The sequence below is a fragment of the Bacillus cereus group sp. BfR-BA-01309 genome, assembly GCF_022664315.1.
Lineage (GTDB): Bacteria > Bacillota > Bacilli > Bacillales > Bacillaceae_G > Bacillus_A > Bacillus_A mobilis.
In genome coordinates, this window is sequence record NZ_JAKUHE010000025.1 from 35476 (window position 1) to 49706 (window position 14231).

The following is a 14231-nucleotide window of genomic DNA, read 5'->3' on the forward strand; positions in this document are numbered from 1 at the left end:
AGAAGGAGATATCTCTATACAACATATGGAGGTACTATGGAAGGGTGACAATAAAAAGAGCAGGTAGTATGAACTAACTGCTCAGCTCCAGGGAAATTGGAGACTTGGTATTTTATATTAATAGCAAACTTTCGGTGTATTATTCGAAAGTAGATATAGAAGGTTAGTTATTAGTATTGTATTAGTGTATTTTATCCTTTAAATATTGTTCCTCCATTAGTAACATGAGACTCTCCAATTTTTCCAATTTCCTCAACAGGTATAAGTGGTAAATTATTATTATTTGGTTCATTATTTCTATTCATAGCATTAAAGATAAATTGTGCATACTGTTCTCTAGACACCTTCATATAAGGACTATAGTCATTGTTACCTGTACCTTCCGCAATATGATTGGAATGAATAGCATGAATTGCATCTTTTGCCCAATATCCATTCGGTATATCTTTAAAAGTAAATGCTCCCGTTGCTTTTAATTGAAATTCCTTCGTTAATACAGAAGCCATTTCAGCTCGTGTTAAAGTATCCTTAGGGCGGAAGTTACCATGTTCATCTCCAGTGAAGATTCCTAAGTTTGTCAGAGATAAAATCTCCTTTGAGTAATGGGTTGTGAGAGAATTGATATCTGAATAAGGATTAGTATTTGCTTCTTTATTAACTGGTTTGAGGTAATTGTACATAAGAATGGCAACTTGTTCTCGGGTAACATCATCCCCAAAGCCAAATATGCCATTTCCATATCCAGATAGGATCTGTTTTTCTTTTAAGTCATGTATGGCTTTAAATGACCAGTGGTTTTGTGGTACATCAGCAAAGACTTCTTCAGCATGGGCGGTATAATGTCCAACTCCAAGTATTGTTAAGGTACTAATACATAATGCAGAGCATAATGTAACTAATTTTCTTTTCATAACATTTCCTCCCTAAAAGCAATATATTATTTTAATAAGTACATTTAAACCTATTATAATTATATATAAATATAATGTGTTTGATAGGTATATTTATGTAGATATACAATATAATAGTGCCATATTAAAAAAATGGATATGGACCAGTAACTAGATTTGGATAAAATCTTTTTGATTTTATAAGGGGGAAAGGGATAGTTTCAATTATCGAGACAGTCAAGGGATAAGCAAAAAGGACTTAATTTGAAGAAAGTATGTTGTATTAATTGATATTTTAACATTATTATATTTTTATGAATAGGTGTTTTAGATTATTTTAGGAGGGATTTTTTTGTCTGTGGTAAATACAAATGAGCAAGTTCAAAATAATAGTAGTAATACAAGAATCCAGGAGGATGCTAGAATGCGTGGTATAGAAAAAAGTCGTAGCATTTATAGTTACCTAAATGAGGAGTATACACGCTTTAAAGAGGGTAATAACCTTCGGGAAATGGAAAAGTTTAAAGAGTATATAGATTCAGAAATACGTGATAAGAAACAGCTAAACCTTTATTATTCTATGTTAGTTTCTTATATTGATACTGCAAAAATCATTTTTCAAATTTATACAATACTTGCTACTTTTGTAGGGATTGTAGTATCGATATTAATAGCTACCACGGCTCAATTAGCGCAAATTTCCAGTAAGGTTGGTGGAGAAAATATAGATTATGTTAAAACAATTATGGATATTGTAGGAAACAGTAATATGAACATAATTCTAATTCCATGCATTGTATTTCCAGTAATACTGATTTTGGCAATAAGAAATCATCGTATCATATATAAAGCAAATTTATTTTTAGCGATTTTAGGATCCATTAAAGAAGATAGGGAACAAGATTAAGTAGTCCGAGAACGTAAATCTGTGGGCAATGATACTTTATATCAGTTATTTAATTGTTTTAGTGAATTGTTGTCCTTTTTTATTTTACAAAGAAGTAATTATAATAATTGCTTATTTATAGAAATGGGAATGAAAAAATGGTGGATAAATGGTATTAGGATTAAGTTTAATTGTATTAGGAGTTTTAATCATCGTATAACTACGTCCTATATAATATAGCTAGGGAAAATGAATGGATAGGTTGGATAGAAGTCTTTGTATATCCTATAGGCTTAATTCTATGTATAATACTTGGACATTTTGGGATACAAGATTTTTTAAATATTAGTAGGGTTAGTTAGTGTGCATTGTATTAGGTATCCTTATGGAAATAGGAATTAGAGTTATATAGAAAAAGTAAGTGCGGAGAGCATCTTAATAGGATACTTTATTATTTTTTCATAGAAAAAGGAACCCAGAAGGGTTCCTTTTCTTATTCCGATCTATCTTAAGCGCATATAAGATAATGTTATTTTACATCTTAATATTAGGAATTACAATAATTGATTAGAAATTATTGTGAGTTGGTGTAAATGGTAGAAAGAACCATGAACGTTCCTGCATGTTCTGGTTGTAATGAGCCTTGCATATGGACATCAGATGTCTAATAAACAAATCGGCGAAATATTTCTATCGGTGTATCATCAAAGTTAATTAGCTCGTAAATATGAAGCACTACGCTAGAAGATAGAAATACTTACGAATTTTAAAAGAATTCCTTTTGTGTACCAAGAAGCAAAATATATTTATGATAAAATATAGAAAAAGATGATTAAGAAGGGACAATTAAAGTGAAACCAACAATTTATGATGTTGCGGAAAAAGCAGGTGTATCAATAGCGACTGTATCCAAGGTAATTAATCAAACAGGGCGTATTAGTGAAAAAACAATAAACAAAGTAAATAAAGTAATGGATGAATTAGATTACCAACCAAGTAGTGTAGCAGCAGCGTTAACAGGTAAAAAAACATATACGATTGGGGTACTTGTCCCAGATATCTCAAACCCATTTTTTGCGGAAGTAGCAAGAGCTTTTGAAAATAGTGCACGAGAATCAGGGTATACACTCATTTTATGTAGTACAGACCATCAAACAAAACGTGAGCATGAATACATTGATTTATTATTTAAAAAGCAAGTAGATGGCATAATTATTGCAACGGAGCTAAATGATTATAAACTTGTAAAAAAAATCGTGAACCGAGATTTGCCGCTTGTTTTATTCACCGTAGATCATCCTTCCATCACAACTCATGTTGTGACAACTGATGATATGAGGGGAGGCTATCTAGCTGGGAATTATCTGACGCAGAAAGGACATACATCTTTAACGATTATGATGGAGAAGGATAGAAAAAGTAGCTTAGGAAGACTGAATGGTTTCAAACAGGCTCTTACGGATTCAGGGGTTTCGTTAGATGATGATGCTATAATTAGCTGCTATTCGACAGTGGAAGATAGCAAACGTGCAAGTAAAGAATTACTTAGTTTGCCTAACAGGCCTACAGCGGTTTTTGCTTGTACAGATTTGATTGCTATATGCCTTATGAATGAAGCAAGAAAACAAGGGCTTTCGATTCCGGAAGATTTATCAATTATCGGATTTGATAATACCATCTATGCTGAGATTGCTGATCCAGGGTTAACGACGATTGAACAGCCAATTACACAAATGGCAGCCTGTACGTTTGAACAACTCTTAAAAACGATGGAAATGAAGGCGCATGCTAAGCAAAAAATTACTATTATTCCTCAATTAGTAGAGCGATCATCAGTAAAGGATATTACATGATAGGTTTTTTAATAGCCTACTTGAATGTAACAAAAAGAAGGTCATCGTAACTAAGTGTAGTTATGATGACCTTCTTTTTATTTAGAGTTTATACTGAGAATTGCTCTCCGCTTTTCGTATTTAAATCCTGTTTCATCTCATTTTCCTTTGGAATAGTAAGGAAATGAGTTAAAAATGCGCCAAAGAAGTACAAACCAGCAAAGATCCACATTACGCCGCCAACACCTAATGGACCGATGAAAGCAGTTACTACTAATGGACCAACGAATGCTGATAATCCTGAGCCTAAATTTAAGACAGACATTGCAGCTCCTTTATTTTCAGGAGCTAAAGATGGTACTAAAGCTGTAAGAGGTACATAACCGGCAAGTGTTGCTCCGTAGCAACATGCAACAAATAATATTGCCCAATAATTATGTCCTACCATTTGTGGTACATAATAGAGTGCAAGAGTTACAATTCCGCAACCGACTCCTCCGAACCATTTAATCGTATTTACCCAACCAAACTTGTCTCCAACAATACCAAAAATAATATTAAACACCATATTTACAAAGAATAGAGTACCCCAAATTTGTAGCCATTCAGTCATTGTAAAATTATATTTCATCATATAGGTAGGCAGGAAAACAACAAATCCAAACTGAGCGGCCGAGTTTATAATTTTAACAATACCACCTATACCAACCTTAGGATTTTCAAATGCGATGGTAATGCCTTTTAGTAATTCGCTTGATTTGTTAGCGCTTACGGTTTGTGCTTTAAATTTGTCCTTATTTACAACAATTGAGAATAATCCCCCGATGACAACAAAAATTAAGGCGCTCCATAAAGTAGCGATTTCCCCGATTTTAGGAACCATATAGCTAGAATAGAAGGCCCCGATAACACTAAGTCCAAGCTGGAATACGAACCAGAACCAACCAACTGCTCTTGAAAGCATTTGCTGAGGAGTACTGTAAGATACCCAAACTAAGAAAGAATAAGCAAATAAGGGATAACCAAATCCTCGTAGAGCGTAGCAAAGTAATATAACGGGATAATTCATATGTTGAATTCCTATACCGATGAACCCAATGGAGCCTAAAATGAATGATACTAAACCAAACGTCATTACTTTTCTTGGTCCCCACATTTGTACAAATACCCCCGAAAACCAGGAAGAAGCAGATACAGTAATTCCGTAAATCGTAAACAGAAAAGCAGCGTGTTCTAGCGTTAAGCCATTCTCAACGAGATAAGGGGATAACCATCCTTGTTCTAAACCATCCCCAATCATAAAAACAATAATCCCTATGTATCCCCAAGTTAAATTAGAAGGGATACCAATCTTGTCCATAAATGTTTTGTTTGAACTAATTGCGTTCATTCTCCCACCACCGATAAATTATTTTTTGGTTAAGCGCTTAATTGTTTTTGATAAAAGAAGTATACGCTTACATTCGCGGGGTCGTCAATGAAATTTTTTGACAATTTACAACTTTCTTTCATGGGGTGCAATCTATTTGCTTATTGGACACTAAAATGATTGTGAGCATGAATAGAAAGAAATAACTTATAGATGGGAGTTTAATCTTTAGAAGGATTAGTTTTCTTTGTTATATCAGTATTTTAAAAGAGTATTTTTGTAGCTGTTTAGATTATTTGTTTCTTATTATTACTTTGTAGATGCATGGATTACGTTTACTTACTAAATTTGAAATTCGGATGAAAAGAAAAGTATTCAAAAAAATAAAAATGTTTTCAATTTAGAATCAAGTGTGTATAATGAAGAAAAATAGGGAAAGCGCTTAACTGGATTTGATGTGCTAAACCTTATAGACTTCCATTTTGTTTCTTAAATTTAAATAAAGAGGGAGAAATCATATGAATGTTGTAACGATTGGGATTATTGGTGCTGGACGAATTGGGAAACTGCATGTTGATAATTTGCAGCTTATGCCACAAGTAAAAATTAAAGCGGTTTCAGATGTAGTGATTAGTCATTTAGAAAAGTGGGCTGAGGATAAAGGGATTTCCACTCTGACAACTAACTATCAGGATTTATTAGCAGATCCAGAAATTGATGCTGTCTTTATATGTTCACCAACAAATACACATGCGCAAATTATTAAAGAAGCGGCTCTTGCGAAAAAACATATTTTCTGTGAAAAGCCAGTTAGTTTCTCGGTAGAAGAAACATTAGATGCATTAGAAGTAGTAAAAGAACAAGGAGTATCTCTTCAAGTAGGTTTTAACCGCCGTTTCGATCCTAACTTCAGGAAAGTCTATGATCTTATTCAACAAGGAGAAGTGGGACACCCACATATTTTAAAAATTACGTCTAGAGATCCACAACCGCCAAGTATAGAATATGTTCGTTCTTCAGGTGGATTGTTTATGGATATGATGATTCATGATTTTGATATGGCTAGGTATGTGATGAATAGTGAAGTTGTTGAAGTATTTGCATATGGTACAACATTAATTGATCCATCCATTCAGGAAGTAAATGATGTTGATACAGCAATTGTCACATTGAAATTTGCGAATGGAGCTTTAGGGGTAATTGATAATAGTCGCCAAGCTGTTTATGGATATGACCAGCGTCTTGAGGTGTTTGGTGAAAAAGGAGCGGTCGCTGCGGATAATTGCTGTCCGACAACAGTACAAGTGTCAAAAACAGAAGGCGTTGTAAAAGATAAGCCACTTTATTTCTTCTTAGAGCGCTATACACAGGCTTACATTGAGGAAGTAACACAATTTACAAAGTCAATTATAGAGGGACAAGCTGTTATTTGCAGTGGTAATGATGGTTTACAAGCGGAGCGAATTGCGAAGGCCGCGAAAGAATCTTTACTAACAGGAAAACCTGTTCAAATTGAGCATAAACAGCCTGCATTAAATCAGTAAAGAGGGCGCTTACTTCTAGAAACTTAAAGAGCAGTGAATCGTATGGTTATAAAAATTTCTGAACCATATCATTTACCTTTACATAAAGCACGGGAGGTAGTAACAATGAATCCACTTATTTTTAAAGAAGATTGTCCATTAGATCTAATTGCAGTTGGACGTTTATGCGTTGATTTAAATGCCAATGAAACACAACGTCCTATGGAAGAAACAAGAACATTTACTAAGTATGTGGGGGGATCTCCTGCGAATATTGCGATTGGTGCGGCGCGTCTTGGCTTACAAACAGGATTTATCGGTAAAGTGTCCGATGATCAAATGGGCCGCTTTATTACAGGATACTTAAAGGATAACAATATTAATACGGATCAGATATGTATTGATTGCACTGGTGCAGTGACAGGTTTAGCTTTCACAGAAATTAAAAGCCCTGAAGATTGCAGTATTTTAATGTACCGCGACAATGTCGCAGATTTAAATCTTGATCCAACAGAAGTATCTGAGGACTATATTAAACAATCAAAAGCTCTCTTAATTTCAGGAACAGCTTTAGCGAAAAGTCCTTCTCGCGAGGCGGTATTTTTAGCGCTAGAATATGCGGGTAAGCATGATGTAGTCGTATTTTTTGATGTTGATTACCGCCCGTATACATGGCAGTCAGAAGCTGAAACGGCTGTGTATTACAATCTAGCGGCTGAAAAATCTGATGTCATTATTGGAACGCGTGAAGAGTTCGATATGATGGAAAAACTATTAAACTATGAACAATCTAATGACCAAGTTACGGCTGAAAGATGGTTTTCCCATTATGCGAAAATCGTCGTAATTAAGCACGGCGGGGATGGTTCAATCGCTTATACGAGAGATGGTCAATCACACCGAGGCGGTATTTTTAAAACAAAGGTATTAAAGACGTTTGGCGCTGGTGACTCGTATGCTTCTGCGTTTATTTATGGCCTAATGCAAGGGCTTGAGATTCCTCAAGCGATGCGATTAGGCGGCGCTTCAGCTTCGATTGTTATTTCTAAGCATAGCTGTTCTGATGCAATGCCAACAAGGGCAGAGATTTCTGCATTCATGGAAACGGCTGAAGAAATTGTATAGAAACTTCATAAATGAGTAATCAAGTAAGGGCGTATCCTATTGGACGCTTCTACATTACATAAAAGGGAGAGAATGAATATGACAGTACAAACAGCACAAATTGTAAAAAACTACATTGGCGGCGAATGGGTAGAATCCTCTTCAACGAAGATGGAAGCTGTATATAATCCTGCAACAGGAGAAGTAATTGCCCGGGTACCACTTTCAACGAAAGAAGATGTTGAACAAGCTGTATTAGCAGCAAATGAAGCGTTCAAATCTTGGTCCAAAACAGCTGTGCCAAAACGTGCTCGCATTTTATTTAAATATCAACAATTACTAGTAGATAACTGGGAAGAGTTAGCGAAACTTATTACGATTGAAAATGGAAAAAGTTATAACGAAGCTTACGGTGAAGTTCTTCGTGGTATTGAGTGTGTGGAGTTTGCAGCGGGTGCTCCTACATTAATGATGGGAAAACAGCTTCCTGATATTGCGACAGGTATTGAGTCTGGTATGTATCGTTACCCAATTGGTGTTATAGGCGGAATTACACCTTTTAACTTCCCAATGATGGTTCCGTGCTGGATGTTCCCACTTGCGATTGCTTGTGGTAATACATTTGTATTAAAACCATCAGAGCGTACACCACTTCTAGCAGCAAAATTGGCTGAACTAGCTGAAGAAGCTGGCTTACCAAAAGGTGTATTAAATATTGTCAATGGTGCACACGATGTAGTAAACGGTCTTTTGGAACATAAATTAGTGAAGGCAATTTCATTCGTAGGTTCTCAGCCTGTCGCAGAATACGTTTACAAAAAAGGAACAGAAAACTTAAAACGTGTTCAAGCATTAGCGGGTGCGAAAAACCATTCCATTGTATTAAATGATGCGAATCTTGAACTAGCAACAAAGCAAATTATTAGTGCTGCATTTGGTTCAGCTGGTGAGCGTTGTATGGCCGCTTCTGTTGTTACAGTAGAAGAAGAAATTGCAGATCAATTAATTGAAAGACTAGTAGAAGAAGCAAATAAAATCGTAATCGGCAATGGTCTTGATGAAGATGTATTTTTAGGACCAGTTATTCGTGATAACCATAAAGAGCGCACAATTGGTTACATCGATTCAGGTGTAGAACAGGGCGCTACATTAGTTCGTGATGGACGCGAAGATACAGCTGTAAAAGGAGCTGGCTACTTCGTTGGCCCAACAATTTTTGACCATGTTACAAAAGAAATGAAAATCTGGCAAGATGAGATTTTTGCTCCTGTTTTATCCATTGTTCGTGTGAAATCATTAGATGAAGCAATTGAAATTGCGAATGAGTCTCGCTTTGCAAATGGAGCTTGTATTTATACAGATAGCGGAGCAAGTGTACGTCAATTCCGTGAAACAATTGAATCAGGTATGTTAGGTGTCAATGTTGGGGTACCAGCACCAATGGCATTCTTCCCGTTCTCTGGCTGGAAAGACTCTTTCTATGGTGATCTTCATGCGAATGGTACGGACGGCGTTGAGTTTTATACTAGAAAGAAAATGCTTACATCTCGCTGGGAAAAGTAATCATGAAGAGAGAAGTAGAATCTCTCTAGTTGTTCGTAAGCGAAAGTAACGAAAGTAGTAAAACATACGAAGGAAGTATTAGGAGTCTATCAAATTCCTAATACTCCTTTTTCATATGCAGAATGAATGATAGAGATAGAAAGGAGCAAACAATATGCAAACTGTTAGAATGACGACGGCGCAAGCATTGGTGAAATTTTTGAATCAGCAATACGTAGAGTTTGATGGAGAACAACAAAAATTTATTAAGGGAATCTTTACGATTTTTGGTCATGGAAATGTAGTAGGCCTAGGTCAAGCTTTAGAAGAAGATGCAGGGGAATTAGAAGTATATCAAGGGAGAAATGAACAAGGGATGGCAAATGCTGCGATGGCCTTTGCGAAACAAAAACATAGAAAACAAATTATGGCATGTACTTCTTCTGTTGGTCCTGGATCAGCAAATATGATTACCTCTGCTGCAACTGCTTCTGCAAATAATATTCCCGTTTTACTACTTCCAGGTGATGTATTTGCAACGAGACAACCTGATCCTGTTCTTCAACAAATTGAACAAACACATGACTTATCTATTTCTACGAATGATGCTTTTCGTGCGGTAAGTAAGTATTGGGACCGGGTAAACCGTCCTGAACAATTGATGACAGCTATGATTCAAGCCATGCGTGTTTTAACGAATCCGGCAGATACAGGAGCTGTAACAATTTGTTTACCACAAGATGTCCAAGGAGAAGCTTGGGATTTTCCAAGTTACTTCTTCCAAAAGCGTGTTCACCGTATTGAACGTCGTCTACCTACAAAAGCCAGTTTAGTGGATGCAGTTGACATGATTAAGAGAAAGAAAAAGCCAATTATAATTTGCGGTGGTGGTGTTAGGTACGCAGAAGCGGCAGAGGAACTCAAACAGTTCGCTGAAACATTCCATATTCCATTTGGAGAAACACAAGCTGGGAAAAGTGCGATAGAAAGCAGTCATCCATACAATCTTGGCGGCATCGGAGTAACTGGAAATTTAGCAGCCAATACAATTGCAAAGGAAGCGGATCTTGTTATTGGAATCGGGACGAGATTTACTGATTTTACAACGGCATCTAAACAATTATTTCAAAATGAGGATGTTGAGTTTTTAAACATCAACATTTCAGAATTCCATGCGAACAAGCTCGATGCATTGAAGATGATAGCAGATGCAAAAGAAGCGCTTCTTACTCTAATGGATGAACTGCAAGCAATTGATTATCAATCTAGTTACACAGCAGAAATCGCTGATGCAAAAGAAGTTTGGGAAACAGAATTAGCACGCTTACATAATATTCGCTTTACAGGTCAAGATTTCACGCCAGAAGTCGAAGGTCATTTTGATGAAAATTTAAATGAGTATGTGGACGCACTTGGTACACAATTAACACAGACTGCAGTCATTGGACAAATGAATACATTACTTGATGAAGATGCAATCATCGTTGGTGCGGCAGGAAGTCTTCCGGGTGATTTACAAAGAATGTGGGCATCAAGAAAACCAAATACATATCACATGGAGTATGGATACTCTTGTATGGGCTATGAGGTTGCAGGCGCACTTGGTGCAAAGCTAGCTGAACCATCGAAAGAAGTATATGCAATGGTAGGGGATGGCAGTTACCAAATGCTTCATTCTGAGCTCGTCACAAGTCTTCAAGAAAACAAAAAAATTAACGTTTTATTGTTTGATAACTCCGGATTTGGCTGCATTAATAACTTACAAATGGGTAACGGAATGGGGAGCTTTGGAACAGAGTTTCGCTACCGAAACCAGGAAACTCGTAAATTAAACGGGGCTATTATGAAAATTGATTTTGCAGCTAGCGCGGCTGGGTACGGTGTGAAAACGTATCGTGTTACATCGGTGGAACAATTACAGGAAGCGTTTAAAGATGCGAAAAAACAAACGGTCTCTACATTGATTGATATTAAAGTATTACCAAAAACAATGACAAATGGATACGAGTCATGGTGGCATGTAGGTGTTGCAGAAGTATCTAATAGTCAAAGTGTACAAGCTGCATATGAGAGTAAAGTAAGTAACTTGCAAAAGGCAAGATCGTATTAGATTAGGACACAAAGAGGGCTTTTTATCTACATGCATATTCTTTAGAAAGCCCTCTTTTTAACGGACAGATAAGAGAAGTTGGCGGAATTCTATCACATTTTGCAAAGAGGAGAGACAAGAGAATGTTCAAAGAAAACACGATTAAGCTTGGAATTGCACCAATCGCTTGGACAAATGATGATATGCCGGAGCTAGGAGCAGAAAATACATTTGAACAATGTATTAGTGAGATGGCACTAGCTGGATTTAATGGTAGTGAAGTAGGTAATAAATATCCGAGAAATACAGTTGTATTGAAAAAATCTTTGGAATTACGAAATCTGGAGATTGCTAGCGCATGGTTTAGTGCATTTTTGACAACGAAACCACTTGAAGAGACGGTACAAGCATTTATTAAACATAGAGATTTCTTGCATGATATGGGTGCAAAAGTCATCGTTGTATCAGAACAAGGACATAGCATTCAGGGTTTAATGGATGTGCCGCTATTTAAAAACAAACCCGTTTTTACAGAAGAAGAGTGGGAGAAGCTAGCGGATGGGTTACATCACCTCGGTAAATTAGCTCAGGAAAAAGGGCTACAAATTGTATACCATCATCACATGGGTACGGGTGTTCAAACAACAGCAGAAATTGAAAGGTTAATGGATATGACTGATCCAGAGCTTGTATCCTTGCTTTTTGATACAGGTCATCTTGTTTTTTCAGGAGAAGAGCCGCTTTATATTTTGAAAAAATATTTACCTCGTATTAAACATGTACATTTAAAAGATATTCGCCAAGAAGTAGTAGATGCTGTAAAGGAAAGTGATTTAAGCTTCTTACAGGCAGTGAAGAATGGTGCATTTACAGTTCCTGGGGATGGCGTAATAGTATTTGATGAAGTGTTTACTACCCTTGCGAACTCTGAGTATAAAGGATGGTTTGTGATAGAAGCAGAGCAAGATCCAGCTTTAGCGAATCCTTTTGAATACGCATTAAAAGCTCGAAAATTTATAAAAGAAAAAACAGGTCTGTAATTTCCGCATGGTGAGATTACATAAGGAGTAAAAAGACGAGACATTTGTTTTCTATTTAATAAATAATATTGAAACAGGTGAATGTGTAATGCCATTAGTGCAAATGAAGGATATTTTAATAAAAGCAAATCAAGAGAATTATGGGGTCGGAGCTTTCAGTGTTGCTAATATGGAAATGGTAATGGGAGCTATTCAAGCGGCAGAAGAGTTACGTTCCCCGCTTATTCTACAAATTGCGGAAGTTCGTTTGAATCATTCGCCGATTCATCTGATTGGTCCTTTGATGGTTGCTGCGGCAAAAAAAGCGACCGTCCCAGTAGCAGTTCACTTTGACCACGGTATGACATTTGAAACAATTAAAGAGACGTTAGAAATTGGTTTTAGTTCGGTTATGTTTGATGGCTCTCACTATCCATTAGAAGAGAATATCAAAAAGACAAAAGAAATTGTAGCACTTGCGAAACAATATGGAGCGACGGTAGAGGCTGAGATTGGCAGAGTTGGTGGTAGTGAGGACGGATCAGAAGATATTGAGATGTTGCTAACAAGTACTAAAGAAGCAAAACAATTTGCAGAAGAAACCGACGTAGATGCGTTAGCTGTTGCGATTGGAAATGCGCATGGTATGTACAATGGAGATCCCAATTTACGATTAGACCGCCTACAGGAAATTAATGAGGTAGTCCATATCCCACTAGTGTTACATGGTGGATCTGGAATTAGTCCAGAGGATTTCAAGAAATGCATTCAATGTGGTGTTCGAAAAATTAATGTAGCAACAGCTACATTTCAGAATGTAATTACTGCTGTTAACACTGCCGCCCAGAATACTCCTTATTTAGATTACTTTACGTATCATCAAGATGTTATTGAGGCCGTATACAAAAACGTTAAAAATCATATGCGAATATTCGGAAGTGAAAACAGAGCATAATCATAAAAGTTTTCTTCATTAATATTAGAAGAGACTCGAAATTTAGTTAGCTGACAAAGGTAGAGAATGATAGAGTAGCCATTAATTAAAAGGGGGAGAAAGCCGTGTTAGGAAAATTAGGTGAATTAAATGAAGGATATAATGTATTAACAGAAATGAACGGCCAATGCAGTGATATGTTAATGGATATTGGTATATATAAGATGTCTACTGGAAAAGAAGAGCTGCTATTTGATAATAAGAATGAAACGGCAGTTCTATTACTAGAAGGGGCCATACGTTTAGAGTGGGAAGGAAAGGAACAAGTTATTCAAAGGCAGTCTGTTTTTGAAGAAAACCCTTGGTGTTTACATGTGGCTAAAGATGTGAAAGTTACAATTACTGCTCTTTCAGATAGTGAAGTGCTTGTTCAAAAAACAGATAATGACCAAAAATTTGCATCCAAGTTGTATACTCCAAATGAATGTCAAAGTGTAGTAGCTGGAGAAGGACTATGGGAGGGAACAGCACAGCGTGTTATTCGTACAATTTTTGACTATAATAATGCGGTATATTCTAATATGGTAGTAGGAGAAGTTATTTCTTATCCAGGGCGATGGTCCAGTTATCCACCACATCACCATGACCAGCCAGAGGTATATTATTATCGCTTTAACAAGCCGCAGGGATTTGGATGTGCAATGGTAGGTGAGGATGCTTATCGCGTTGTACATAATAGCTTTATTACAATTCCAGGTGAACTAGACCATCCGCAAGCAACGGCACCTGGATATGCAATGTATTTTTGTTGGATGATTCGACATCTTGAGAATAACCCATGGAATGATCGTATCATGGAAGAAGAACACAAGTGGTTATTAGAACCAAACGCGAAAATTTGGCCAGAAAAGGAATAGACGAAAATAAAAACGAGCGCTCCTATTTATAGTGATGAAGTGACCCCTAAAAGTTAGACACGGTTATTTCATTAGGCAGCTTGATCCAAATGAGTCCGGTATTGTACCGGGCTCATTTTTAATTTT

Annotated in this window: 11 protein-coding genes; 9 read left to right on the forward strand and 2 right to left on the reverse strand. The window is 36.5% G+C overall.

All coding sequences use genetic code 11. The features are described 5' to 3' along the window. Positions 1 to 191: 191 nt before the first annotated feature. Positions 192 to 911: an S-layer homology domain-containing protein gene (locus tag MR115_RS27155; RefSeq protein WP_242243369.1), complete on the reverse strand. Its 720-nt coding sequence runs from the start codon at positions 909 to 911 to the stop codon at positions 192 to 194. Positions 912 to 1248: 337 nt separating this feature from the next. Here MR115_RS27155 and MR115_RS27160 point away from each other — a divergent pair, with 337 nt between their 5' ends. Beyond that, on the forward strand, positions 1249 to 1797 hold the full coding sequence (locus MR115_RS27160) for a hypothetical protein (RefSeq protein WP_242243383.1): 549 nt from the start codon (positions 1249 to 1251) through the stop codon (positions 1795 to 1797). Positions 1798 to 2627: 830 nt separating this feature from the next. Further along, positions 2628 to 3629, forward strand: a complete 1002-nt coding sequence (locus MR115_RS27165) for a LacI family DNA-binding transcriptional regulator (RefSeq protein ID WP_242243371.1) — start codon at positions 2628 to 2630, stop codon at positions 3627 to 3629. An 88-nt stretch (positions 3630 to 3717) separates the two neighbouring features. Here the strand turns inward: MR115_RS27165 and MR115_RS27170 are convergent, their stop codons facing one another. Further along, positions 3718 to 4998 (reverse strand): MFS transporter, encoded by a 1281-nt coding sequence (locus MR115_RS27170; protein ID WP_242243372.1) that lies wholly within the window; start codon positions 4996 to 4998, stop codon positions 3718 to 3720. Positions 4999 to 5495: 497 nt separating this feature from the next. On the opposite strand from MR115_RS27170, the gene iolG reads away from it, so the two are divergent. From iolG to MR115_RS27205, 7 genes are all read left to right on the forward strand, one after another. Then, a complete protein-coding gene (gene iolG, locus MR115_RS27175; protein ID WP_001103665.1) occupies positions 5496 to 6521 on the forward strand; it encodes an inositol 2-dehydrogenase in 1026 nt (341 codons plus the stop codon). Positions 6522 to 6626: 105 nt separating this feature from the next. Then, positions 6627 to 7625 (forward strand): 5-dehydro-2-deoxygluconokinase, encoded by a 999-nt coding sequence (iolC, locus tag MR115_RS27180; protein WP_242243374.1) that lies wholly within the window; start codon positions 6627 to 6629, stop codon positions 7623 to 7625. 78 nt (positions 7626 to 7703) lie between these two features. Next, a complete protein-coding gene (locus MR115_RS27185) occupies positions 7704 to 9167 on the forward strand; it encodes a CoA-acylating methylmalonate-semialdehyde dehydrogenase (protein ID WP_242243376.1) in 1464 nt (487 codons plus the stop codon). Positions 9168 to 9321: 154 nt separating this feature from the next. Continuing rightward, a complete protein-coding gene (iolD, locus tag MR115_RS27190) occupies positions 9322 to 11256 on the forward strand; it encodes a 3D-(3,5/4)-trihydroxycyclohexane-1,2-dione acylhydrolase (decyclizing) (RefSeq protein WP_242243378.1) in 1935 nt (644 codons plus the stop codon). Positions 11257 to 11378: 122 nt separating this feature from the next. Then, a complete protein-coding gene (gene iolE, locus MR115_RS27195; RefSeq protein WP_242243379.1) occupies positions 11379 to 12275 on the forward strand; it encodes a myo-inosose-2 dehydratase in 897 nt (298 codons plus the stop codon). Positions 12276 to 12363: 88 nt separating this feature from the next. Beyond that, complete coding sequence (locus MR115_RS27200; protein ID WP_242243380.1) at positions 12364 to 13209, forward strand: class II fructose-bisphosphate aldolase; 846 nt, start codon at positions 12364 to 12366, stop codon at positions 13207 to 13209. Positions 13210 to 13313: 104 nt separating this feature from the next. Beyond that, positions 13314 to 14105 carry a 5-deoxy-glucuronate isomerase gene (locus MR115_RS27205; protein WP_242243382.1) on the forward strand — a complete coding sequence of 264 codons (792 nt, stop codon included), beginning with the start codon at positions 13314 to 13316 and terminating at the stop codon, positions 14103 to 14105. Positions 14106 to 14231 lie beyond the last annotated feature (126 nt).